The organism is Delftia sp. UME58 (genome assembly GCF_014170385.1).
In the GTDB taxonomy this organism is placed as follows: Bacteria; Pseudomonadota; Gammaproteobacteria; order Burkholderiales; family Burkholderiaceae_C; genus Comamonas; species Comamonas acidovorans.
In genome coordinates, this window is sequence record NZ_LZZV01000020.1 from 218,617 (window position 1) to 242,338 (window position 23,722).

The 23,722-nt window shown below is 67.9% G+C and carries 24 protein-coding genes; 11 read left to right on the forward strand and 13 right to left on the reverse strand.

The window, feature by feature from the left end; genetic code table 11:
- Positions 1–18 precede the first annotated feature (18 nt).
- Entirely contained in the window at positions 19–786 is a 768-nt protein-coding gene (locus A9976_RS08340) for a FadR/GntR family transcriptional regulator (protein ID WP_183018605.1), read from the reverse strand.
- 268 nt (positions 787–1,054) lie between these two features.
- On the opposite strand from A9976_RS08340, the gene cobT reads away from it, so the two are divergent.
- The gene (gene cobT / locus A9976_RS08345) at positions 1,055–2,137 is read left to right on the forward strand and encodes a nicotinate-nucleotide--dimethylbenzimidazole phosphoribosyltransferase (protein ID WP_220808564.1); all 1,083 of its coding nucleotides are present in this window, start codon (positions 1,055–1,057) and stop codon (positions 2,135–2,137) included.
- Between the two features lie 17 nt (positions 2,138–2,154).
- On the opposite strand, the gene A9976_RS08350 is transcribed toward cobT, so the two are convergent.
- Positions 2,155–3,618 carry a PLP-dependent aminotransferase family protein gene (locus tag A9976_RS08350; protein WP_183018607.1) on the reverse strand — a complete coding sequence of 488 codons (1,464 nt, stop codon included), beginning with the start codon at positions 3,616–3,618 and terminating at the stop codon, positions 2,155–2,157.
- Positions 3,619–3,723: 105 nt separating this feature from the next.
- Between A9976_RS08350 and A9976_RS08355 the strand changes: the two genes are divergently transcribed.
- On the forward strand, positions 3,724–4,440 hold the full coding sequence (locus tag A9976_RS08355) for a GNAT family N-acetyltransferase (RefSeq protein ID WP_183018608.1): 717 nt from the start codon (positions 3,724–3,726) through the stop codon (positions 4,438–4,440).
- A gap of 122 nt (positions 4,441–4,562) precedes the next feature.
- Complete coding sequence (locus A9976_RS08360; RefSeq protein ID WP_374620979.1) at positions 4,563–5,198, forward strand: TetR/AcrR family transcriptional regulator; 636 nt, start codon at positions 4,563–4,565, stop codon at positions 5,196–5,198.
- A 9-nt stretch (positions 5,199–5,207) separates the two neighbouring features.
- Here A9976_RS08360 and A9976_RS08365 read toward each other — a convergent pair whose 3' ends face one another.
- The 5 genes from A9976_RS08365 to A9976_RS08385 all read right to left on the reverse strand — a co-directional run bounded on the left by A9976_RS08365 (position 5,208) and on the right by A9976_RS08385 (position 10,738).
- On the reverse strand, positions 5,208–6,167 hold the full coding sequence (locus A9976_RS08365; protein ID WP_183018609.1) for a tripartite tricarboxylate transporter substrate binding protein: 960 nt from the start codon (positions 6,165–6,167) through the stop codon (positions 5,208–5,210).
- A 29-nt stretch (positions 6,168–6,196) separates the two neighbouring features.
- Positions 6,197–7,342 carry a CaiB/BaiF CoA-transferase family protein gene (locus tag A9976_RS08370; protein ID WP_183018610.1) on the reverse strand — a complete coding sequence of 382 codons (1,146 nt, stop codon included), beginning with the start codon at positions 7,340–7,342 and terminating at the stop codon, positions 6,197–6,199.
- A gap of 25 nt (positions 7,343–7,367) precedes the next feature.
- Complete coding sequence (locus A9976_RS08375; RefSeq protein WP_183018611.1) at positions 7,368–8,426, reverse strand: hypothetical protein; 1,059 nt, start codon at positions 8,424–8,426, stop codon at positions 7,368–7,370.
- A 26-nt stretch (positions 8,427–8,452) separates the two neighbouring features.
- Positions 8,453–9,622 carry an acyl-CoA dehydrogenase family protein gene (locus A9976_RS08380; protein ID WP_183018612.1) on the reverse strand — a complete coding sequence of 390 codons (1,170 nt, stop codon included), beginning with the start codon at positions 9,620–9,622 and terminating at the stop codon, positions 8,453–8,455.
- Positions 9,623–9,835: 213 nt separating this feature from the next.
- A complete protein-coding gene (locus A9976_RS08385; RefSeq protein ID WP_183018705.1) occupies positions 9,836–10,738 on the reverse strand; it encodes a LysR family transcriptional regulator in 903 nt (300 codons plus the stop codon).
- Positions 10,739–10,881: 143 nt separating this feature from the next.
- On the opposite strand from A9976_RS08385, the gene A9976_RS08390 reads away from it, so the two are divergent.
- Entirely contained in the window at positions 10,882–11,889 is a 1,008-nt protein-coding gene (locus A9976_RS08390; protein ID WP_183018613.1) for a tripartite tricarboxylate transporter substrate binding protein, read from the forward strand.
- 9 nt (positions 11,890–11,898) lie between these two features.
- Here A9976_RS08390 and A9976_RS08395 read toward each other — a convergent pair whose 3' ends face one another.
- Both A9976_RS08395 and nth read right to left on the reverse strand, forming a co-directional pair.
- Positions 11,899–12,540: a helix-turn-helix transcriptional regulator gene (locus A9976_RS08395; protein WP_259649148.1), complete on the reverse strand. Its 642-nt coding sequence runs from the start codon at positions 12,538–12,540 to the stop codon at positions 11,899–11,901.
- On the reverse strand, positions 12,515–13,168 hold the full coding sequence (nth, locus tag A9976_RS08400; RefSeq protein WP_183018614.1) for an endonuclease III: 654 nt from the start codon (positions 13,166–13,168) through the stop codon (positions 12,515–12,517). The genes A9976_RS08395 and nth overlap by 26 nt, the downstream gene beginning before the upstream one ends.
- Positions 13,169–13,407: 239 nt before the next feature.
- Here nth and A9976_RS08405 point away from each other — a divergent pair, with 239 nt between their 5' ends.
- Entirely contained in the window at positions 13,408–14,484 is a 1,077-nt protein-coding gene (locus A9976_RS08405; RefSeq protein WP_183018615.1) for a YhcG family protein, read from the forward strand.
- Positions 14,485–14,523: 39 nt separating this feature from the next.
- Here the strand turns inward: A9976_RS08405 and A9976_RS08410 are convergent, their stop codons facing one another.
- A complete protein-coding gene (locus A9976_RS08410; RefSeq protein WP_183018616.1) occupies positions 14,524–15,432 on the reverse strand; it encodes a LysR family transcriptional regulator in 909 nt (302 codons plus the stop codon).
- 115 nt (positions 15,433–15,547) lie between these two features.
- On the opposite strand from A9976_RS08410, the gene A9976_RS08415 reads away from it, so the two are divergent.
- From A9976_RS08415 to A9976_RS08430, 4 genes are all read left to right on the forward strand, one after another.
- Complete coding sequence (locus A9976_RS08415; RefSeq protein WP_183018617.1) at positions 15,548–17,035, forward strand: amidase; 1,488 nt, start codon at positions 15,548–15,550, stop codon at positions 17,033–17,035.
- Between the two features lie 66 nt (positions 17,036–17,101).
- Positions 17,102–18,088 (forward strand): tripartite tricarboxylate transporter substrate binding protein, encoded by a 987-nt coding sequence (locus A9976_RS08420; RefSeq protein ID WP_183018618.1) that lies wholly within the window; start codon positions 17,102–17,104, stop codon positions 18,086–18,088.
- A gap of 138 nt (positions 18,089–18,226) precedes the next feature.
- Entirely contained in the window at positions 18,227–19,423 is a 1,197-nt protein-coding gene (locus A9976_RS08425) for a PLP-dependent aminotransferase family protein (RefSeq protein WP_183018619.1), read from the forward strand.
- Positions 19,420–19,677 carry a SlyX family protein gene (locus A9976_RS08430; protein WP_183018620.1) on the forward strand — a complete coding sequence of 86 codons (258 nt, stop codon included), beginning with the start codon at positions 19,420–19,422 and terminating at the stop codon, positions 19,675–19,677. The genes A9976_RS08425 and A9976_RS08430 overlap by 4 nt, the downstream gene beginning before the upstream one ends.
- 55 nt (positions 19,678–19,732) lie before the next feature.
- Here A9976_RS08430 and A9976_RS08435 read toward each other — a convergent pair whose 3' ends face one another.
- Positions 19,733–19,867 (reverse strand): DUF3149 domain-containing protein, encoded by a 135-nt coding sequence (locus A9976_RS08435; RefSeq protein ID WP_016445252.1) that lies wholly within the window; start codon positions 19,865–19,867, stop codon positions 19,733–19,735.
- Between the two features lie 213 nt (positions 19,868–20,080).
- Between A9976_RS08435 and A9976_RS08440 the strand changes: the two genes are divergently transcribed.
- Together A9976_RS08440 and A9976_RS08445 are read left to right on the forward strand one after the other, a co-directional pair.
- Positions 20,081–20,548 (forward strand): helix-turn-helix domain-containing protein, encoded by a 468-nt coding sequence (locus tag A9976_RS08440; RefSeq protein WP_183018621.1) that lies wholly within the window; start codon positions 20,081–20,083, stop codon positions 20,546–20,548.
- 3 nt (positions 20,549–20,551) lie between these two features.
- Positions 20,552–21,127 (forward strand): PIN domain-containing protein, encoded by a 576-nt coding sequence (locus A9976_RS08445; RefSeq protein ID WP_183018706.1) that lies wholly within the window; start codon positions 20,552–20,554, stop codon positions 21,125–21,127.
- A gap of 15 nt (positions 21,128–21,142) precedes the next feature.
- On the opposite strand, the gene A9976_RS08450 is transcribed toward A9976_RS08445, so the two are convergent.
- Positions 21,143–22,570, reverse strand: a complete 1,428-nt coding sequence (locus A9976_RS08450; RefSeq protein WP_183018622.1) for a M20 family metallopeptidase — start codon at positions 22,568–22,570, stop codon at positions 21,143–21,145.
- Positions 22,567–23,589 (reverse strand): tripartite tricarboxylate transporter substrate binding protein BugE, encoded by a 1,023-nt coding sequence (locus A9976_RS08455; RefSeq protein ID WP_183018623.1) that lies wholly within the window; start codon positions 23,587–23,589, stop codon positions 22,567–22,569. Before A9976_RS08455 ends, A9976_RS08450 begins: the two co-directional genes overlap by 4 nt.
- Between the last annotated feature and the right edge of the window lie 133 nt (positions 23,590–23,722).

Genomic DNA, 23,722 nt, shown 5'->3' on the forward strand with positions numbered 1-23,722 from the left:
AGGGATGGTTTCGGAGGTTCAGGGCTTGGCGGCCAGGATGTCGCGCGCCAGGCGCTCGCCATCCTGCTCCCAGAAGCTGGCGTCGGCGCGGTGGATGCGGTCTATGGCATTGCCCATGTGCGTGGCGGCGGCCTTGCGCGCGGCCTTGGGGTCGCCGGCCTCGATGGCCAGCACGATGCTGTGGTGCTCGCGCTCCACGGCCTTGCCGAAGTCCTCGCGCCGTGCCTCGTTGGCGCGCGTGATGCGCATGGCGCCGCGCAGGAATTGCGACAGGTAGTCCAGCGTGCTGATCAGGAAGGGATTGCCCGAAGCCTGGGCAATGGCGCGGTGAAACGCCATGTCCTCCTCCACGCCGTCACGGCCCAGCCGCACGGCCTCGGCCAGGGCTCTCTCTGCGTCGTGGATGCGCTGCATGTCCTCTTCGCTGCGCCGCCGCGCCGCGAGTTCGGCCACCTCGGCTTCCAGCGCGCGGCGCACCTCGGTGATCTGGATCAGCGCATTCCTGCCAGCCGCCGGCAGGCCTTCGAAGTCCAGTGGCTCTATGCCTGCCGCCTTCACGAACACGCCGCTGCCCTGGCGCGATTCCACCAGGTTGCGCGACTTGAGCTGGGACACCGCCTCGCGCACCACGGTGCGGCTGACCTCGAGCTGCTGCACGAGTTCGGCCTCGGTCGGCAGCTTCTGGCCGGGCTGCAGATTGCCGGCGCGGATGCGCGCCTCGAGCTGCCGGGCAACCTGGTCCGCAAGCTTGAGACCGGGCTGGATGGCCGAGAAGGAAACCGTCATGGAGGTGGGGGCTGGAGAGACACGTGTGGCAGCGATTGTCTCAGAACGATGGTGTCTGCCGGGCAGGCTGCGGCAATCAGGGCAGAGGGTATCTGCGCGGGCAGGAAAGAGACCGATGGTTCTGCCGGCGTTGCGCGGCGCGCCATACTTGCGCCTTTGCAATCCGCCCGTCACGCCCGCCCCGGGCCAAGGCCGCTTCGCCATGTCAACGCCCACCCCGCATTCCGCTGCACCCACAGAACACTCGCACGATGGCGCCATTGCCGCTATGGCCGCTATTCCCGCAATCGCCTCGCTCGCCGATGCCGCCTTCACCCAGCGCGTGCAGCACGCCATAGACCACAAGACCAAGCCTCTGGGCGCGCTGGGGCGGCTGGAGCAGCTGGCGCTGCGCATCGCCTGCATCCTGGGGCAGGACAGGCCGGTGCTGCAGCAGCCGCAGATGCTGGTGTTTGCGGCCGACCACGGGCTGGCTGCGCGCGGCGTGTCGGCCTATCCGGTGGATGTGACCTGGCAGATGGTCGAGAACTTCATGGCCGGCGGCGCCGCCGTCAGCGTGCTGGCGCGCCAGCATGGGCTGGCGCTGAACGTGGTGGACTGCGGCGTGGCACGCGACTTTCCCGCACGCGAGCAGGACCCCGACGACAAGCTGCCCCGGCCCGGCCAGCCGCGCCTGTGGCGCCGCAAGCTGGGCTACGGCACGCGCGACTGCAGCCAGGGCCCGGCCATGACGGCTGCCGAATGCGCCATGGCCCTGCGCAACGGCGCTGCCCTGGTGCGCCAGCTGCCCGGCAATGCGCTGCTGCTGGGCGAGATGGGCATTGGCAATACCTCCAGCGCATCCTTGCTGCTGGCACGGTTGTGCGGCGAGCCGCTGGCCGAGGTCACGGGCGCTGGCACCGGCCTGGATGCGGCCGGGCTGGCGCGCAAGATCGGAGTGCTGCAGGAGGTGCTGCAACTGCACGCCCAGGCCATGCAACCGCTGGACGCACTGGCGGCCATGGGCGGCTTCGAGGTCGCCACCATGGTGGGCGCCGTGCTGCAGGCCGCTGCCGAGCGCCGCGTCATCGTGGTCGATGGCTTCATCACCACGGCCGCCGTGCTGGTGGCCAGCCGCCTGCAGCCCGCCGTGCTGGAGCGCTGCGTTTTCTCGCACCGCTCAGGTGAGCCCGGCCATGTGCGCATGCTGGCCCACCTGGGTGCCGAGCCGCTGCTGGACTGGCAACTGCGCCTGGGCGAAGGCTCGGGCGCGGCCCTGGCCTGGCCGCTGCTGGTGTCGGCCTGCGCCATGCTGGGCGAGATGGCCAGCTTCGAGCAGGCCGGCGTGAGCACGCGTTCGCAAGAGGCATAGCCGCCTGCGCCGGGCAGCTATGTCCGCACCGTGGCCGCCGCCAGTTGGCCCAGGCGCCTGACCAGTGCGCCGAAGCGCGCGGCATCGGTATTGCCATAGCCGATCACCAGGCCGTTGTCCTGGGGCAGCGGCTCCATGGCGAAGGACGAGAGGGCGCCAGGGTTCATGCCGACGCGCCGCGCCTGCTCCACGATGGCGCGGTCGGGCAGGCGGGGCGGCAGCCGCACTGTCAGGTGCAGGCCGCCGTGGCCGCCCAGCACCTCGTGCTCCACGCCCAGTTGCGTGGCAAGCGCTTCGCGCAGGGCCGCCTGGCGCTCGCGGTACAGGCGCCGCATGCGGCCCAGGTGGCGCGAAAACTGGCCGCTGTCCATGAAGTCCGCCATGGCCAGTTGCTCCAGGCGGTGGCCGCCGCGCAGCATCTCCTGCACGGCGGATGCCGCGCTGGTGGTCAGTGCCTGCGGCAGCACCACAAAGCCCAGGCGCAGTGCCGGGAACATGGTCTTGCTGAAGGTGCCCACATAGAGCACGGGCGCGTCCGGCACCTGGCCCTGCATGGCGGCGATGGGCGTGCCCTGGTGGCGGAATTCGCTGTCGTAGTCGTCTTCGATGATCCAGGCCCCCGCGCGGCGTGCGCGCTCCAGCAGGTCCAGCCGGCGCGCCACCGACAGCACGGCGCCCGTGGGATATTGGTGCGAGGGCGTGATCTGGATCAGCCGTGGAGGATGGCTGTCCCACAGGCCGGGGGCAATGGCTGCGCCATCGGCATCCACGCGCAGTGTGCTGACGCACAGGTCTCCCCCCGCAAAGGCCGACTTGGCGCCCCGGTAGCCGGGCTCCTCCAGCCAGGCATGGTCGCCCGGGTTGGTGAGCAGTTGCACGCACAGGTCCAGCGCACCCTGGGCGCCTTCGGTGACGATGATGCGCGAGGCATCGCAGCGCACGCCGCGCGAGATGCGCAGGTGCTGCGCAATGGCCTGGCGCAGTGCGGGCTCGCCCGCAGGATCGCCATAGTCCAGCGTGGCGTTGGCGGGAAGGCGCAATGCGCGGTCCTGCGAACGGCGCCAGGCGGGCAGGGGGAATCTGTCCAGCGCGGGCGTGCCCGGCGTCAGGGGCAGGCTGCGGTCGATGGCATGGCGCGTGGGCGCGATGCGGTCCAGGCGCCGTGCCGTGCGGGGTGCGCAGGGGGGCGCGGCGGCCGCCTCGGCGGCTGCCGTGGAATGGGTGGATACAGCCGCCACGCGCGTGCCCTGTCGGTCGGCGATCACATAGCCTTCGGCCGCCAGTTGCTCGTAGGCGATGAGCACGGTGTTGCGCGAGACCCCCAGATCCTCCGCCAGCGAGCGCGAGGCCGGCAGGCGGTCGCCGGCCGGCAGCCGGCCCGCAAGAATGGCCTGCTTCAGGCGCTGGATCAGTTGGCGCTGGCGCGGCGGCGCGCCGGCGCCGGTGAGCAAGGGGCTGGTCAGCAGGTCAGGGGCGGGCATGGAGGGTGTGGCGTGGCACCATGAAAAAATTGAAATATGGCACTTTTCATGATGCCACGCCAGCGCTATCGTGGCCCTGCCAAATGACCTGACCAGGAATCTCCGATGCCCCCCGCACTCAATGCCCACTCCCAACCCGTAGGCCACGACCTTCCCAACTGGACCCCGCGCCAGCGCCCACCCCGCACGCCCATCGAAGGCCGCTACTGCCGGCTGGAGCCGCTGTCCGCCGCGCGCCATGCAGCCGATCTGTTCGATGCCTTCAGCCAGGCGCCGGACGCCAGCGACTGGACATACATGTCGGTGGGCCCCTTCGCGGATGCCGAGGCCTATCTGCGCTTTGCCGAGGCCGCCCAGGCCAGCGATGACCCGCTGCACCACGCCGTCATCGACCTGGCCACGGGCCGTGCCATCGGCTCGCTGGCGCTGATGCGCGTGGACACGGCCAGCGGCGTGGTGGAGGTGGGCTTTGTCTGCTACTCGCGCCGGCTCAAGCGCACGCGTGCGGCCACCGAGGCGCAGTTCCTGCTGATGCAGCGCGCCTTCGACGAGCTGGGCTACCGCCGCTACGAGTGGAAGTGCGACAGCCTGAACGCGCCGTCGCGTGCCGCAGCGGCGCGCCTGGGCTTTCGCTTCGAGGGCGTGTTCCGCCAGGCCGTGGTCTACAAGGGCCGCAGCCGCGACACGGCCTGGTTCTCCATCATCGACAGCGAATGGCCGGCGCTGCGCGCGGCCTACCAGCGCTGGCTGGAGCCGGGCAACTTCGATGCCGGGGGCGGGCAGCGCCAGCCGCTGGCGGCGCTGCGGGGGCAGGGGGCCTGAGGATTGCCTGTTGCGCTGGCGACATTGCGCGGATCGCCACGGCCGGTGGGTGGATAAACCACCCGGTATCATTTCGGCAGTTTGTCAACCTGGATTGCTTGCCCGTGGTGACCTCTTCCGACATGGCCACCTGGTTGGCCGCCAGCTATGACACGCTGCCGTCAATGCAGCTGGCCATCCTTGACGCCGCAGCCAAGGCGTTCACGACGCTGGGCTTCGCCGCCGCATCGGTGGATCTGATCGCCAACCAGATCGGGGCAACCAAGGGCAGCGTCTACTACCACTATCGCAGCAAGGCGGATCTGTTCTTCGCCGTGCATCGGCGCGCCATGACCATGAACCTGCAGGCACAGTTGCCCATTGCCGAGGACATGTCTTTGCAGCCGGGAGCCCGGTTGCAGGCCATGGCCCACCGCCATGCCCGCCTGATGATGGAGCACCTGTATTACCAGCGCGTCACGGTGCAGGGTGTGGAGCTGCACCAGTCCGCCAGCACCACGCCCGCACAGCGCGAGGCACTGGCCGAGGTGGTGGCCATGCGCGATGCCTACGAGGGCCTGTTCCTCAGGGTCTTGCGGGATGGCGTGGCGTGCGGGCAGTTCGCCGGCCTGGACTGCCCCTTGGCCGCCAAGGCCATCTTGGGCTCGCTCAACTGGATCACGGTCTGGTACCGGCCGCGCGACACGGATACCTCCGACTACAGGGAGCATGTGGCCACGCAATTCGCACGTCAGGTGGTGCAGGGCGTGCTTGCTTAGGCCCTGGCCCTATTCCGGCTGGATCTTTGCCTGTGCCATGCGTTTGCGCCAGGCTGCAAGCTGGGCCCGGACGAAGGCGTCCTGGTTTTCCAGTGTGTTGGGTGCCGACTGCATGCCCAGCAGTCGGAACCTTTCCTGGGTATCGGGCTGGGTCAGCGCCTTGTTGATGGCGGCGTTGAGCCTGCGTGCCACATCGGGTGGCATGCCCGAAGGTCCTCCCAATCCCACCCAGACCACCAGGTCGTAGTCCTTGTAGCCCGCCTCGGCAAAGGTGGGAACGCCTGGCCAGTCGGCCAGGCGCTGGGGGGCGCTGATGGCCAGTGCCTTGATGCGGCCGGCCTTCATCAAGGTGGTGGCAACGGACAGATCGGCCAGCACATAGTCCACCAGGCCTGCCGCGAGATCGGTCAATGCCGGTGGCTGGCTTTTGTAGGGTACGCCCAAGGCTTCGAAGGCGGCGGCGCTGTTGAAGGCGACGGCACTGACCTGCCCGCCGGGCGATCCATAGCCATAGGAAAGCTGGCCGATTTTCCCCGTGGCCACGAAGTCCTGCAGCGTGGCATGGGGTCCGTCGGCCTTCACCAGCAGGGCAATGGGCATGGTGGTCAGCCGCGAGATATGGGTGAAGTCCTTGACGGGGTCGTAGGGCAGTTTCTTGAACAGTCCCGGATTGATGGCGTTGAGGGAGCTGCTGGTGATGGTCAGTGTGTAGCCGTCGGCGGGTGAGCGCACGGCCGCCTCGGTGCCGATGACACCCTGGGCGCCCGGTTTGTTGTCCACGATGGTGACGGCGCCCAGTTCATTTTTGAGGACCTCGCCGACGATGCGGGCGCTGATGTCCGTGGCGCTGCCGGGCGAGAAGGCCGCGATGATCCGGATCGGCTTGTCGCGCGGGAAATTCTGGGCGGTGGCGGGGCTGGTGCACAGTGCCAGTCCGAACAATGCAATTGCCGAGGTCAGGATGCGCATGGTGTTGTCTCCCTGGCGATGCGATGCCTTCAGTTGAAAACCTTGCCGTCGGCCGCCCAGACCGCATCGCCCAGCGTGGGCGGCGGCCTGCGGATGGCGGCAGGGGTGTCGCTGAGCTTGATGGGGCAACCGGGGCCCGTGTAGTCCGCGCGTCGCAGCACCATCTCGCGCACGCGGGCATGCTCGGATTGCGCCACCGCCTGTATGTCGAGAATCGGCGCGGCAGGCACGCCTTGGGCCAGCAGGGCAGGGCCCAACTGTTGCGCATCCATGTCCAGGAAGGCCTTCTCCAGCAAGCGCTCCAGTGTCAGTCGGTTTGCCACCCGCCGCTGGTTGCTCGAAAACCGCGGGTCCTGCGCCAGCTCCGGCAGGTCCAGGCTTTGACACAGCTTGGCGAACAGGCGGTCGTTGGCCACGGCGATGAACAGGGGCGTGCTGCGGGTCTGGTAGACGTTGTAGGGAACGATGTTGGCGTGCTGGTTGCCCGTCGGGCCGGGGACCTGGCCGCTGTGCAGGAAGTTCGTGAGAAACGGATGGGCGACCGATATGGCGCTGTCATAGAGGGATACATCGGCCATCTGGCCGCGCCCCGTGCGATGGCGGGCCTGCAGCGCCAGCAGCACCGCCATGGCGGCATTCATGCCCGTGGCCAGGTCCACCACCGGCACGCCGATGCGCACGGGTGCGCCCTGTGCGTCGCCATTGACGGACAGCAGCCCGGCCATGGCCTGCACCGCAGCATCGTAGCCGGGCAGGCCGCCGTAGGGGCCATGGTCTCCGAAGCCGGTGATGCGGCAGTGCACCAGGCGTGGAAAGCGCGCCGTAAACCATGCCGGATCGGGGATGCCCCAGGCGCTGAGGCTGCCCAGCTTGAAGTTTTCTATCAGCACATCGGCTTCGTCGAGCAGGCAAAACAGCCGCTCGCGTTCCTCGGGCCTGGCCAGGTCCAGCACCAGGCTGCGCTTGTTGCGGTTGACGGCATTGAAGTAGGCGGAGCTGCCCCGGACGAATGGTGGACCGAAGCTTCGGCATTCATCGCCTTCGGGTGCCTCGATCTTCACCACGTCCGCGCCGTGGTCCCCCAGTATCTGGCCGGCGAAAGGCCCTGCCAGCACGCGCGAGGCATCGATCACTTTCAGTCCCTGAAGGGCTCCGGGCTTGGTCGTTGCATCCATGGTCATGGCTCCTGCGGGCTGCCGGTCAGGCGGGGGAGACGGTCCATTCGAGCGTCCGGCCTGCCTCGGACCGTCCGCATTGGAAGCCCAGTTGCAGGCGCCGGTTGTGCGCCTGTAGCGCGCCTTCCAGCAAGCCGTTCCAGGCCCCAGCGAAGCAGGCATGGAATGCCGGGATGTCCTGCATGAAGGCCCAGCCCTGCTGGGTGACCCGGTAGCCTTGGCCATGCTCGTGCACGGCGGCGGTGTCGCCCTGGGCGTGGGCGAGGTCGCGCAGGAAGGCGGAGAATCCCGCCGCGTCGCCGCCGTAGGCTCCTCCCAAGCCGCGCGCAGTCTGGTGATAGAACTGCATGCCTATGAGCCGGCCGGCCATGCGCAGGTGGTGGCCTGCGGCGTCGGGGCCCCACAACTGCAGGGCCACGGGGTAGGCTGAGCGCACATACTCCATCGCATAGTTGCGATGTGCCTTGGCCAGGCGGGCGGCAGGCCAGGTGTCGGTGGGCAGCGTCGGGGCCTTGTGGGGCGCGAAATCGGGCGCGTCCTCATGGCGGGCGAAGCGCAGGCGCTCGTGCGGTGCCAGATCGTGCTCGTACTCCAGGTAGTAGCCTTCCAGCCCCGACTGCCCGTCCACGGCCTGCTTGGTGCAGACAAAGCCCAGGCGAGGGTTGTCCAGCATCACGCCGTTTTGCGCATGCCAGCCGGTGAGCATGGCCCGGGACACCTCGGGGGGGATGCCGCACAGCGCCGTGCCAGACCAGATCCAGCGCGGGGCGGAATACCGTATCCAGGCCTTGCGGTCGGACTCGTAGATGTACTCGACAGGCACGCCGCCGATGTGGTTGGACAGGTAGTGGTACTGTGCCGCCGCCACGGCATGGGGCAGATGGTCCAGGCCGAGCTTGCGCAGTCCGGGGACAAAGCGCTCGCGGCGCTGATGGCAGAAGATCTCATGGACGAACTCTTCAGCCTTGGCCGTGCCCAGCCGCGAGACGGTGAACAGCACCATGCCTGTGAAGCAGGCGTGGTACCAGTCGGCCACGGCCTTCCAGGAAGACAGTTCGCTGTCGGCGGGATGGGTGTTTTGCATGGTGCGGCGCATGTAGCAGGTGCCGTTCAGGCGGTGATGGCGGCAGTGTTCGCATGGCGCTTGATGGCGCGAGCGATCACCAGGCGCTGGATTTCCGAGGTGCCTTCGTAGATCTCGGTGATGCGCTGGTCGCGATAGCAGCGCTCCACAGGGCTGGGTTTGACGTATCCCCGTCCCCCCAGGATCTGTACGGCGTCGTCGCAGACCTTGTGGGACACCTCGCTGGCATGGAGCTTGGCCATGCTGCCAAGGGTGGCGATGTCTTCGCCACGGTCATGGGCCGCGGCGGCCTGGTACAGCATCATCCTGGCGGCCGATAGCTGCGTGGCGCCATCGGCGAGCATGAAGCCCACGCCCTGATGGTCGATGATGGTGTGGCCGAAGGTGCTACGCGTGGCTGCGAAGGACGATGCGGCCGAGAAGGCGCATTGGGCAATGCCCACAGCCTGTGCGGCCACCACGATACGGCCGATGTTGAGTGTGGACAGCGCCAGGCGCAGCCCCGAGCCCGGCTCACCGATGATGCTTGACGACGGCACCCAGGCGTCGATCTTGAGGTTGGTGGTCGTCGTGCCGCGTATGCCCATCTTGTCTTCGTGGAAGTCGACGACGGCGCCCGGGGTCTCGCGCGGCACCCAGAAGGCGGTCACATGGTTGCGCGTGCCGGCCGCAGTGCGGGCGAAAACGATGAAATGCCGGGAATGTCCGCCATTGCCCAGCCAGCATTTCTCACCGCGGATACGCCAGCCGTCGCCTTCTGGCGTGGCCGTGGTCTCCAGGTTCGCGGCATCCGAGCCGGCCCCGCGCTCGCTCAGTGCGAAGTTCACCGCTTCACCACGGCGAGCCAGTCCGCCCAGCAACACCTGCTTTTGCGTCTCGCTGCCGCCCAGCAGCACCGGGAATGCGCCCAGGGACAGTGCTGCCAGGATGGCCGCCGTGGAGGCGCAGCCGCCGGCCACCGTTTCCACCACGGCGCTCAGCGCCGTCAGCGATGCGCCCGCACCGCCATAGGCCTGGGGCAGGAACATGCCCGAGATGCCGCTGGACAGCAGATGCGGCAAGTGCTCCAGCGGATAGCGCTGCTCTCGGTCGATGGCATCGGCCAGGGGCGCAAACCGTTCATGGGTGAGCCGGGCGGCAATGGCGCGCCAGCGCGCGCAATCCTCATCAAGTGCTGGTGTCCAGATGACGGGCATGGAGACTCCCCAAAAAGAGTTTCAGGTTCAGGATTCATGCAAACATACTACTTGGTAGGTTGTGGCCGTATAGGTGAAGTCCCCAGTCCCGCGGGCGTGGCAAGAGGCGATCGGACGGCACGGCCGCACTGCCTCGATGCGGAACGAGCCGGCTCGAGAAAGAAAGGGAAAAGGAAAAAGGGGGAAAAGGGCCGGTGCCGGCCCGGCCTGGGGCTACCGCGTGCCGCCTGCGTAGTAGGCCTGCAGCACCTCGATCAGGGCCTGCGCATGGCGCGGCAGCCGGCCCTGGTCGCGCACGAGGATGCGGCGCTCGCGCACGCTCCAGGCGTCGGTCAGATCGATGAGTGCCAGCCCCATGCTTTCGCGGTTGCGCCGCGCGGCGCTCTCTGGAACGATGCCGATTCCCACGCCGGCGCCGATCATGCGGCACATGGCGTCGAAGCTGGACAGCTGTATGCGCAGCTTCATGGGCTTGCCCAGGCGCTCGGTCACGCCCGCCAGAAAGGTCTGCAGCGTGCTGCCCTGCTGCATGCCGATGGCGTCCTCGTCCAGCGTCTCGGCAAACGCAATGCGCTTGCGCCGCGCAAAGCGGTGGCCGCGCGGCGTGGCCAGCACCAGCCGGTCGGTGCTGAAGTGGATGGTCTGCAGGCCCAGCGTGTCCACCTGGCCGGCCACGATGCCCAGGTCGGCCCGGCCATCCAGCACGCCGCGCGCGATCTCGGCGTTGGGCCGCTCCTGCAGGTCCACGTTCACGCGCGGGTGGTCGGCAAGAAAGGCCGGCAGGATCTCGGGCAGAAAGTCGGTCACGGCCGTGGTGTTGGCAAACACCCGCACATGGCCGCGCAGTCCGGCGCCGTACTCCTGCAGGTCGTGGCGCAGCTGCTCTGACTGCAGCAGCATGCCGCGCGCATGGTGCAGGAAGGCTTCGCCGGCCGGCGTGGGCCGTACGCCGCGTGCCTCGCGGTACAGCAGCGGCATGCCCGCCTGCTCCTCCAGCGCCTTGATGCGCAGGCTGGCTGCGGCCAGGGACAGGTGCTGCCTTTGCGAGGCGCGCGTGAGGCTGCCCAGTTCGGAGGCATGCACGAACAGGCGCAGGTCCGTCAGGTCGAAGTGCATGAGGGGCATGAAGGGCGAAGAGGGCATGGGCGGGGTCAAGGCTTTGTCGATTCCGAAGGCAGGGTCAGGAAATGCGCGATTGTGCGCTGGCGTGGCACGGGCAACCATGCGGGCTTGCGACAAGAACAAATGGAGACATGACCATGCCGGATTCTTCCTTTCCCCTGCCGTCGAGCCTTTTGCGCCGCCGAAGCCTGGTGGCCGCCGTACTCGCCTTGCCCATGCTGGGCCGTGCCCAGGCCTGGCCCGCGCGGCCCATCGTGATGATCGTCCCGCAGGCGCCGGGCGGTACCAACGACATCGTGGGCCGGCTGGTCAGCCAGAAGCTGGCCGAGGTGCTGGGCGCCAGCGTGGTGGTCGAGAACCGGCCCGGCGCGGGCGGCAACATCGGCACCCAGGCCGTGGCCAAGGCGCCGCGCGACGGCCATACCCTGCTGATGACCATCAGCAGCAGCCAGGCCATCAACCCCGCGCTGTACCGCAAGCCGGGTTTCGATCCGGTGAAGGATTTCCGGCCCATAGGCCTGATCGGCTCCGTGCCCAATGTGCTGCTGGCCCATCCCGGCTTTGCGGCCAAATCCGTGCCCGAGCTGATCGCCATGGCCCGGGGCCGGCCCGACGAGTTCCGCTATGCCTCGGCCGGCAACGGCACGCTCAACCATCTGCTGGGCGAGATGCTCAACAGCATGGCGGGCATCCAGCTGCAGCATGTGCCCTACAAGGGCGTGGCACCCGCGCTCAACGATGTGCTGGGCGGCCAGGTGCCGCTGCTGTTCGGCAGCCTGCCATCGACCCTTCCCCATATCCAGGCCGGTCGGCTGCGCGCGCTGGCCGTGAGCGGTGCGGCGCGCTCGCCGCTGCTGCCCGATGTGCCCACCATCGGCGAGACCGTGCCCGGCTACAACGGCACGCTGTGGGTAGGCCTGTTTGCGCCTGAAGGCGTGCCCGCGCCGGTGCTGGCGCAGTTGCAGGACGGCATGGCGCGTGCGCTGGCGGCCGGCGATCTGCGCGGCAAGCTCGAAGCCTCCGGCGTGGAGCTGGCCGGGCCTGCGGACAGGCCCGTGCCGCCCGCCCAGATGGCGGCCCTGCTGCGCGAGGACATCGCCAAGTGGGCGCGCATCGTCAAGGCGTCCGGCGCATCGCTGGATTGATGCAAGGCCTCAGCCCTGCGGCTCCATGGCCAGCGCGAACAGCTCGCTGCGAAAGTGGATGCCCAGCCGCGCAAAGGCGCGGTTGCGGTAGGTCTTGACGGTGGGCAGGCTCAGGCACAGGTCGCAGGCAATGCCCTCATGCGTCATGCCCTGCAGCAGCCGGGCGCAGACATCGAGTTCGCGCGGCGTCAGATCGGGCTGTGCCTGCAGCAGGCGCATGCGCAGGGCCGGCAGTATGGGCGCCATGCTCCAGAAGCCGTCGATCTGCGCATCGCCCAGTGCCCTCTGGTGCTGGTGGCGATAGAAATTGACGGCAAACACATCGCCGTCGTCCTGGTGCTCGACGATGGACACGCGCTCGGCCATGCCGTGCGCGTCGTAGACCAGGGCGCGGTGCTCGCCTTCCACCTCCCGGGCCGTGATGTGGCACAGCGCCGTGGCGCGTGCCGGGCCGGCGTCGCCGTGGTTCCAGGTGCTGTCGCGCAGATAAGGACCCGAGAGATAGGCCCACCAGCAGTCGCGCGCGGTGTCGCGCGCCTCGCTGCTGGCCGACAGGAACAGCTGCGGTCGGCTGCGCGGGCCCGTGCGGTAGACCGACCAGGAGGCGGAGGGATGCGGTACCGGCTCAGCGCTTGCCCGCAGCCGGGGCAGGCGTCTTGGGCGAGTAGTCGCAGTACGACGCCACCACGCACTCCCAGCAGCGGGGCTTGCGGGCCTGGCAGACGTAGCGGCCCAGCAGGATGAGCCAGTGGTGCGAGTCCACGGCATAGGCCGGGGGCACGCGCTTCATCAGCTGCATCTCCACGGCCAGCGGCGTCTTGCCCGGCGCCAGGCCCGTGCGGTTGCCCACGCGGAAGATGTGCGTGTCCACGGCCATGGTGGGCTCGCCAAAGGCCACGTTGAGCACCACGTTGGCGGTCTTGCGGCCCACGCCGGGCAGGGCTTCCAGTTCCTCGCGCGTGCGCGGCACCTGGCCGCCGTGGCGCTCGACCAGGATCTGGCAGGTCTGCATCAGGTGCCTGGCCTTGCTGCGGTACAGGCCGATGGTCTTGATGTAGCCCTCCAGCCCTTCGAGTCCCAGGTCCAGGATGGCCTGGGGGGTATTGGCCACGGGAAACAGCTTGCGCGTGGCCTTGTTCACGCCCACGTCGGTGGCCTGGGCCGAGAGCAGCACGGCAGACAGCAGCTCGAACACATTGGTGTATTCCAGCTCGGTCTGGGGAGAGGGATTGGCTGCCTTGAGCGTGGCGAAGAAGGGTTCGATGCTGGTGGTTTTCATTGTGGGGGCGCGTATCCATCGATGTGGCGTGCATTGTCGTGCAAGCGTGATTTCGTCGGCACGCAACAGGGCGTCACATGCTCTAGGACTGTTCTGGTTTTTCATGTCTGCCAGGGTCAGATCGTCTGGTTATGCAGAAGCGGCGTTGACTGGCTGGGGTCGCATGGCAATAGTGGGCCGGGCCGATTCCGCAGGCACCACATATCCAGACATCACGCCACCAGGAGGGGGGCGACCACATGGCCACTCGCAAGATATCCGTTTCTCCCGCGCTCGCATCGTCTCAGGCCCTGCTGGGCAATGTGCGGGACCTGATCGAGGCCGCGCGGCTTCGCGTGGCGGCCAACGTCAACAGCGAACTCACCCTGCTGTACTGGCACATCGGCCAGCATATCCATGGCCATGAATCCGAGGTGCGGCAGGCAGGCTGCAGCGATGGGGTCCTGCCGGTGCTGGCCGGGCATCTGGTCCAGGACTATGGCAGCAGCTTCTCGGAGAAGAACCTGTGGCGCATGATGCAGTTCTCCACCGCGTTCCCCTACGAGCCCCTGGTCATCTCGCCGACCCGCAAATTGAGCTGGGCGCATGTGATCGTGCTGATTGCGCTCCAGGACCCTGTGCAGCGAGAGTATTACGCCAGCATGGCGAGCATTGAGCGCTGGAGCGCACACACGCTGCGCAGCCGCATCGACTCCCGGCTCTATGAACGCCTGGCGCTGCCCTGCGATGCCGAAGCGCTGATCGCGCAGGAGCCGGTCACGCCGCGCAGCACCGAGCGCATGTCGCCGGCGCTGTTCATGCGCGATCCCTACATCTTCGACTTTCTGGGGCTGCACGATGCCTGGCAGGAGGGCGACCTGCAGGCCGCCATCATCCGCGAGATGGAGGCCTTCCTGCTGCGGTCGGGCACGGGCTTCACCTTGGTGGCGCGGCAAATGCACATGCATATGGATGGGCAGGACTTCCACCTCGATCTGCTGACCTACAACCGCAAGCTGCAGCGGCTGGTGGCGGTGGAGCTGAAGGTGGGCGAATTCACGGCCGAGGACAAGGAGCAGATGGAGAAATACCTGCGCTGGCTGGACCGGCATGAGCAGGAGCCGGGCGAGAACACGCCGATGGGTATGGTGCTGTGCACGGGCAACAGCGCCGAGCAGATCGAGCTGCTGGAGCTGGGCCGCTGTGGCGTCCAGATGGCCGAGTATCTGCCGGGCCTGCCTGCGCGCCAGGCCCTGGCACAGCGGCTGCGGCAGGCCACGCGCCGGGCGCAATGGCATTGGGCGCAGCGCCAGCTGGAAGGCGGCGGGCCAGCCTGAGCGCCCAGCCCTTCCTTTGGGAACCGCTTCCTCTTCCTCCTACCCAGGCGGCAGCAGCTCCCGCAGGTGCTCCACGAAGGCCCGCACGCCCTTGGACAGCGTGCGTCCGGCCAGGGTCTGCAGTTCGATGGCGCGCGCATTCATGCCGCGCTCGCGGATGGGCGCCGCATGCAGCTCGCCTCGGCGCACGCGCTCGCGCATGGTGACCTCGCCGCCCAGCGACAGGCCGCCGCCATGCAGCACGAAGTGCACCAGGGTCTCGAACTGGCCGCTGACCAGGGCGGGCTCGAACACCAGGCGGCGGTGGCTGCAGGCGATGTCGAACAGCTGGCGCGCGGTGTTGGCGTCCTCGGGCAGGGCAATGGCATGGGGATGCATCTGGGCCAGGGTGATGCTGGCATGCCGGGCCAGCGCATGGTCGGGCCGCATGATGGCGACCACGGGCGAGACCTGGCGGTGCCAGACCTCGATGTCGCGTGCCGCCGCGCGGCTGTAGGTCAGGCCCACATCGGCCTCGCCGCCCAGCACGGCCTGGGTCACGGCGGCAGGGGCTTGCACGCGCAGGTGGAACTGCATGCCCGGGTACTGTTCGCGGAAAAGCGCCATGGCGCGTGGCAGGAACTCGATGGCAAAGCCGCCCGAGCTGCACACGCGCACCACGCCCCGGCGCAGGCCTTGCAGGGCCTCGATGTCCGAGACCACACGGTCGGCCTCCAGCGCACCGCGGCGGGCATGGGCGGCCAGCAGCTCGCCTGCCGGGCTGGGCGCCATGCCGCGCGGACGGCGCTCGAACAGCGGCACGCCCAGCATCTCTTCCAATCCGGCGACCTGGCGGCTCACGGCCGAAGGCGAGACATTGAGCCGCGTGGCGGCTTCGCTGACCGAGCCGCTGCGCACCACTTCGAGAAAGTAGCGCAGTGCCGTGTCCTGTAGGCGGTTGGAAAGCATGGTGGCCTGCTCATGGTTTGCGAAAAACGCAACGATAAGCCAAGAAAAAGGCGGTTGTCGAAATAATTTCGCCTGCTTATGCTGACTTCGTTCTGTCACAAAAACGAGGAAATCCATGGAGTCAAACGCAAGCACCGCAATGCAGCAGCCGGATCTGGCCACCGGGGGTGGTGCCGTCGTGGAGATGTCGGCCGTCGCGCTGTCAAAGGCCATCCATGGCCGCGATCTGTCCTGCGTGGAGGTGCTGGATGCCTATTGCGCACAGATCGACCGGCTCAACCCCGTGGTCAATGCATTGGTGGCTCCGCTGGACCGCGACTGGCTGCGCGGACGCTCCCGCGAGCTGGACACGCTGCTGGCACGCGGCCAGAGCCTGGGGCCGCTGCACGGCTTTCCGCAGGCGCCCAAGGACATCATGCCGGCCGCAGGCATGGTGACGACCAAGGGATCGCCGATCTTCGCGAACCAGCTCTCGCAGGTCGATTGCGTGGTGTTCGAGCGCATGCGCGCAGGCGGAGCGCTCTTTGTGGCACGCAGCAATTCGCCCGAGTTCGGCCTGGGCGGACATACCTACAACCCGGTCTACGGGACCACCCGCAATGCCTTCGATCCTTCGCGCTCGGCAGGCGGCAGCAGCGGCGGGGCCGGCGTGGCCGTGGCGCTGCGCATGCTGCCCGTGGCCGACGGCTCGGACATGATGGGCTCGCTGCGCACGCCGGCCGCCTTCAACCATGTCTACGGACTGCGCACCTCGGTGGGCTGCGTGCCGCATGGCCCCTCGGAAGAGCTGTTCTTCCAGCAGTTCAGCGTGGCCGGCCCCATGGCGCGGGACATTCCCGACCTGGCCCTGCTGCTGTCCGTGCAGGCAGGCTTTGATGCGCGCCTGCCGCTGACGCGCCGCAGCGAACCGCCCAAGGACTGGACTACCCACCTGGCGCGCGACTGCAAGGGCCTGCGCATCGGCTGGCTGGGGGACCTGGGCGGGCACCTGCCCACCGAGCCCGGCCTGCTGGAGACCTGCCGCGCGGCGCTGCGGCATTTCGAGACCATCGGCTGCACGGTGCAAGAAGCCGTGCCGGCCTTCGACTTCGAGCGCCTGTGGCGCGCCTGGATCGACCTGCGCAGCTTCAGCGTGGCCGGTGCCAACGCCGCCCTGTACCGCGACCCGGTCACGCATGCCCTGCTCAAGCCCGAGGCCCTCTGGGAAATCGAGCGCGGCCTGGCGCTGCCGGCCATGGCGGTCTATGACGCGGCGCGTGTGCGCTCGGCCTGGTACGAAACCCTGCGCCGCCTTTTCGACAGCTACGACTTTCTGGTGCTGCCCTCCGCCCAGGTCTTCCCGTTCGATGCGGCGCTGGACTGGCCGCATGCCGTGGGCGGCCGCGAGATGGACACCTACCACCGCTGGATGCAGACCGTGGTGCCCGCCACCATGGCCGGCTTGCCGGCCCTGGCCGCGCCCGCAGGCTTCGGGCCGCAGGGCCTGCCTGCCGGGCTGCAGATCATCGGCCCGGCGCAGGCCGATCTGGCCGTGCTGCAAATCGGCCATGCCTACGACCAGGCCGGCGGCTTCTCGCGCGTGCGCAGCCCGCTGCTGGACTGAAGACGGAATTGCCGCATTGAGCTGTTCCCAGGTTCCCGTTCCCTCGTTCCCCAGGAGATCCGTGCCATGGCCTTGTCCCGTTCCCGTTTTCTGTCGTGTCTGATGGCCGGTGCCACGGCACTTGCGCTGCCCGCAGCCAAAGCCCAGCCCCAGTCCTACCCGGATCGTCCGATCAAGCTGGTCGTGCCCTTTGCGCCGGGCGGCGCCACCGACATCCTGGGCCGGCTGCTGGCCACTTCGCTGGGTGAGCGGCTGGGCCAGCCCGTGGTCGTGGAAAACCGCCCCGGTGCAGGCACGGTGGTGGCGGGCGCGCTGGTGGCCAAGGCGCCGCCCGACGGCTACACGCTGCTGCTGGGCGCCAGCACCACGCTGACGCTCAACCCCGCCATCCGCAACCCGCTGCCCTATGACCCGCTGCGCAGCTTCACGCCGCTGGGGCTGGTGGCCGACATGGGCCTGGTGCTGGTGGCCAACAACGAGACGCCTGCACGCACGCTGCCCGAACTCGTGGCCCTGGCCAAGGCCGATCCCGACAAGCTCTCCTACGGCTCCTTCGGCACGGGATCCTCGGTGCACTTCGGCGGCGAAATGCTCAAGACCGCCACGGGCATGCGCATGGTGCATGTGCCCTTCAATGGCAGCTCGCCCAGCCTCACCGCGCTGATGGGCGGCCAGGTGCAGGTGGCCGTGGACACGGTGGTGGCCACCACGCCGCTGATCAAGGCCGGCAAGATCCGTCCCATCGCAGCCCTGGGCCCGCAGCGCCTGGCCCTGCTGCCCCAGGTGCCCACCGTGGCCGAAAGCGGCTACCCGGGCTTTGCCATGGACACCTGGTTTGCCTTCCTCGCCCCGGCCGGCCTGCCCGCCCCCATCCAGAAGAAGCTGGAAAAGGCGCTGGCCGACGCCATGGCCGAGCCGGCCATGAAGAAGAAGCTCGTGGACATCGGCCTGTCGCCCGCATGGGGCCCGGCCAGCGCGCTGCAGGAGCGCATAGAGCGCGAACTGCCGCAAATGCGCGCCGTGGCCGCCAGGGCCGACATCAAGGTGGATTGAACGCAGCTGCCTTCCGGGAGAGAGGGGGCAGGGCGCGAATCGACTCAGGGGGCTTCTAATCGTGCAGGAAAGCTGCGGCAGGATTGGCGACAATGCAGGCTTCGCCTTTTCATTGCACCGACAAAGAGACTCCTGCCCATGCAATTCGCCGACCGTCTGAACAACGTAGAAACCTCCGCCATCCGCGAGCTGTTCAAGCTGCTGGGCAAGCCCGGCATCATCAGCTTTGCGGGTGGTTTCCCGGACAGCGCCATGTTCGACGTGGCCGGCATCAGCGCCGCCTCCCAGGCCGCGCTGCAGCAGGAGCCGGGCGCCGCGCTGCAGTACGGTGCGACCGAGGGCTACCAGCCGCTGCGCGAGCAGATCGCCGCCTTCATGGCCGGCAAGGGCGTGCGCGAGCTGGCCCCCGAGCAACTGGTGGTGACCACGGGCAGCCAGCAGGCGCTGGACCTGCTGGGCAAGACCATGATCAACCCCGGCGACAAGGTCATCGTCGAAGGCCCGACCTTCCTGGCCACCATCCAGTGCTTCCGCCTGTATGGCGCCGAAGTCATCAGCGCGCCCGTCGACGCCGAAGGCGCCCAGGTCGATGCGCTGGAAAAGCTCATTGCCGAGCACCGCCCCAAGCTGGTCTACCTGATCCCCACCTTCGGCAACCCCAGCGGCGCCATGCTGAGCCTGGAGCGCCGCAAGAAGGTGCTGGAGCTGGCCGTCAAGTACCAGACCCTGGTGGTGGAGGACGATCCCTACGGCGACCTGTATTTTGGCGAAGCGCCTCCGCCCAGCCTGCTGGCGCTGTCCAGCGAGGTGCCCGGCAGCCGCGACTGGCTGGCGCACTGCGGCTCGCTGAGCAAGGTGCTCAGCCCCGGCCTGCGCATTGGCTGGCTGGTGGCCCCGGCCGAGCTGCTGGGCCGCGCCGTGATGTGCAAGCAGTTCAGCGATGCCCACACCAGCACCTTTGCCCAGGCCACGGCCGCGCAGTACCTGAAGTCCGGCGCCATGCCCGCCACGCTGGCCCATGTGCGCGAGGTCTACGCGCGCCGCGCCAAGGCCATGGGCGATGCGCTGCGCGAGCACCTCGGCGATGCCGTGCAATTCCTGCAGCCCCAGGGCGGCCTGTTCCTGTGGGTGCGCCTGACCGGCAAGGGCGGCGCGCTGGCCGATGCCGGTGAGCTGGCCAAGCGGGCCATTGCCCAGGGCGTGGCCTTTGTGCCGGGTGCGCCGTTCTTTGCGCAAAACCCCGATGCCACCAGCTTCCGCCTTTCGTTCGCCACGGCTGACGAGGACAAGATCCGCGAAGGCATCGCCCGCCTGGCCCAGGCGCTCAAGGCATGAGCGTGGCTGACGACGGAGAACATGGCGGCGGGCACGCAGACGCCGATGCCCTGCAGGCGCGCGTGATGGAGCTGGAGATCAAGGCCAGCTACACCGACGACCTGCTGGAGCAGCTGAACCTGACCATCTACCGCCAGCAGCAGCAGATCGACCGGCTGCTTGACGAGCTGCGCGACCTGCGCCGTCGGGTGCCCGAAGGCGGGCCCGCCGGCGGCGCGACCCATCTGCGCGACGAGCTGCCCCCTCACTATTGAGTGCGCAGGGCTGCTGCGTGCGAATGCCCAGGCCAGCCCCTGCCTGGGCATTTCTTCATTCAAGCGGCTTGTTGGCCACGTGCTTCATCTTGCCCAGGAACAGGCGCAGGAAGAAGCCCGCCATGATCAGGATGAAGACGATGACGCCCAGGCTCATCAGCCCGTAGTCGGTGGAAAAGAGATCGATCATCAGCTTCACAAGTCCTCCTGTGGTTTGTAGGTATCGGTGGGGTCCCGATCCGACTATCGCCGTGGCATGGCGTGGAGGGCTTGTGATGGGTCAACGCGGTGGCAGGGTGGGTTTGCGGCAGCGCAAAGGGGCAAGCCCTGGCACGGTGCCGCCCATGCTGTTTCGTTTGTTTCGTTTAGACTGGTGAAATATTTTTCCTTTCGGAGTGCTGCCATGAGCCACGCCATCTCCTCCAGAGTGATCCTGCCCGTTGAGCGCGAAGTCGAGGCCGCCGTGCAAAGCCGCCGTGTGTTGGCTGCCTATGTCGGCACGCAGCGCGAGACACAGTGCATCCAGATCTTCGATGAGCACAACCAGGCCCATCAGGTGGAGTTGCCCACATCCGCCCTGCGTCTGCTGATGGATGTGTTGACGGAACTGGCCGATGGCAATGCGGTTCAGGTTGTCCCCATCCATGCAGAACTCACGACTCAGGAGGCCGCGGATCTGCTCAATGTCTCGCGGCCTCATGTTGTCAGGCTGATGGAGGAGGGGGCTCTGCCATTTCATCGTGCTGGCAAGCACAGGCGTGTGCGGTTCGCAGACCTGATGCAATTCAAGGCGGATCGTGACAATTGCAGCGAACAGGCCATGAAGGAGCTGGCCCGGCAAGCCCAGGAACTGGGCATGGGGTATGAATGAGGCATTCGCCCTTCACCCTTCACTGCCATCTACGATGCCTGCGTGCTGTATCCCGCGCCCTTGCGGGATCTTCTGCTTTGGCTGGGCTTGTCCGGACTCTTTCGGGCGCGCTGGAGCGCGCAGATTCACGATGAATGGAAGCGCAATCTCCTGCTCAACCGTCCTGATCTTCATCCCGAGCAATTGGACCGCACCTGCTCCTTGATGGATGGGGCCATTCCCGACGCCTTGGTCACGGGCCATGAAGCGCTCGTCGCCGGTCTTTCGCTTCCTGATCCTGAGGACCGCCATGTGCTTGCAGCCGCCATCCGCTGCCAGGCTGGCGTGATCGTGACCTTCAACCTGAAGGATTTTCCGCAGGCATCGCTCCAACCCTTTGGTATCGAAGCCCAGCATCCCGATGAATTCATTGCCAATCTGTTTGACCTTGACCGGTCTGCCGTTCTTGAGGCCGCGCGGCGCCAGCGCGCAAACCTCAAGCGACCGGCCATGGATGCGAAGCACTATCTGCAAGTGCTGCGCAGGCAGGGCCTGGTGCAGGCCGAACAATTGCTGGGCCGCTTCGAGTCCATCATCTAGGGCGAGCCAAGCCCATCACCCCCGCATGAACGGCAAGGGCACCTCCGCAGGAATCGGGCACGCATAGGGTCGGCCGCCGCGGCGCTCAAGCAGCTCCGCCTTGGCCTGGGCAATGCGTTCGGGCTGCTCCAGCAAGGCGATGGCCGTGGCCGCCAGCACCTGGGCGGCGCGCACCATGCCTGCGTGGGCCAGGCCGGACTGGCCTTGCGAGACCATCTGCCAGGAGTGCAGCGGCGTGCCGAAGGCGTAGCAGGCCACCCAGGCCTGGACGGTGGGCGTGATCCAGCTCACATCGGCCACGTCGGTGGAGCCGAACAGGGTGTCCTCCACGGCAGGATCGTAGGGCGCCAGGCCTTCGAAGACGGCCGGCACCTTGCCGCGCAGCACGCTGGCCAGCGGGCGGCTGACCTGGTCTACGTCGTTGCTGTCCAGCGTGGCCTGGAAGTCTCCGGCCAGGCGATGCAGGCCGGGGTCCACGTGCAGCGGGCCCAGGGCCTGCATCTGCCCATACATCACCTGGTTCAGCGTGCGGTTTTGCAGCAGGTTGGAGCAGGCCTTGTCGAAGACGATCTCCAGCCGGCAATCCGTCATCAGCGCGGCGCCGCGCGCCACGTTCTGCACGCGCTCGTAGAGTGCGGCCGCCTCGTGGTTGCGCGCGGCGCGCACCAGGTACAGCACCTCGGCGCGCGCCTGCACCACGTTGGGCGACAGGCCGCCCGAGTCGGTGATGGCGTAGTGCACCCGCGCATCGGTGGGCATGTGCTCGCGCAGGTAGTTCACGCCCACGTTCATCAGCTCCACGGCGTCGAGCGCGCTGCGGCCCAGGTGCGGGGAATGCGCGGCATGCGCGGCCTTGCCGTGGAAGATGAATTTCGCCTGGATGTTGGCCAGCGTGCTCTGGCTGAACACGCCGGTGAAACTGGCCGGGTGCCAGGTCAGCGCCGCGTCCACATCGTCGAAGACCCCGGCGCGCGCCATGAAGGTCTTGCCCGATCCGCCTTCCTCGGCCGGGCAGCCGTAGTAGCGCACGCGTGCCTTGGCACCGCTGCGGCGCAGGTGCTCCTGCAGCGCAACGGCCGCGAAATGCGCCGAGGTGCCCAGCAGATGGTGGCCGCAGCCATGGCCGGCCAGGCCCGGGCTGTCGGTGGAGGGCGTGCAGACCAGGGCGCCGCTTTGCTGGTTCAGGCCCGACAGCGCGTCGTACTCGCCCAGGAAGGCCAGCACCGGGCCCTCGTCGCCCCATTCGGCCAGGAAGGCCGTGGGAATGCCGGCCACGCCGCGCGTGATGCGAAAGCCTGCCTGCTCCAGCGCATCGATGTGCAGTTGGGCCGAAGCGGTTTCGGCATAGCGCAGCTCGGCCAGGGACCAGATGCTGTCGGCCAGGGCCGCCATGCGCGGGGACTGCTGCTGGAAGAAGTCCTGGAGATGCTCGACCGCGCTCATTCCGGCTTCACTCCTGCCTTGTCCAGCAGCGCCTTGTTGCGCTGCAGTTCGCTGGCGATCTGGGCGGGGAAGCGGCTCTGGTCCATCTCGGTGACCGAGGCGCCCAGCAGCTTCAGGTGCTTTTGCACCTCGGGCAGGCGCACGGCCTTCACCGACGCATCCTGCAACTGCCGGACGATGGCCGGCGGCGTGCCGGCCGGCACGACCAGGCCGAACCAGCTGATGCCCAGCTCGTTGAGCTGCGCATAGCCCAGCTCCTTGAAGGTGGGTACATCGGGCAGGTCGGGCGAGCGGCTGTCGCCCGACAGCGCCACGGCGATGAGCTTGCCGCCCTTGATCTGGGGCATGGCCGAAGGCAGCTGGTCGGTCATCACCTGCACCATGCCGGCCAGCGCATCGTTGAGCGCCGGCCCGTTGCCGCGGTAGGGCACGATCTGCACCTGGGTCTTCATGGTCTCGTTGAAGGAGGCCACCATCAGATGGCCCAGCGTGCCCAGGCCCGGCACGCCCGCGCTGTAGGCGCCGGGCTGGGCGCGCAGCCTGGCCAGAAAGCCCGGGAAATCCTTGACGCCCATCTTGGGGTGGACCATGTAGACCGATGGCATGGTCACCAGGTTGGCCACGGGCAAAAGCCTGCCTTCCAGCTTGGCGGCGCGCGTGTACAGCGAGGGATTGATGGTGGCCGTGCTCACCGTGGCCATGCCGATGGTGTAGCCGTCAGGCGCGGCCTGGGCAATGCTTTCGGTGCCGATCAGGCCGCCCGCGCCGGCCTTGTTGTCCACCACCACGGGCTGGCCCAGCGTGCTGCGCAGGCCCTCTGCGATCACGCGCGCGACGATGTCGGTGGAGCCGCCGGCCGCAAAGGGCACGATGAGCTTGACGGGCTTGCTCGGATAGGCGTCGGCCGCGTGGGCCGTGGAGGCTGTGTGGGCCAGGGTGAGGCCGCACAACACGGCGGCAAGACCGGATAGCGAGAGCACGGTGCGCCGCGGCAGCTGAAAGAGGGGTTTGGCTTGCATGGCATGGGTTCCATCTACGGGGGAAGGAGCCGCAGGCCTGGGCCGTGCCGGCTCCCGATGCAGGCGACTATAGAAATCCTGCCGCCCGCGTGGGCCACGGTATTTGTGCCAAGCTATAAGCCGTTCCGATAGC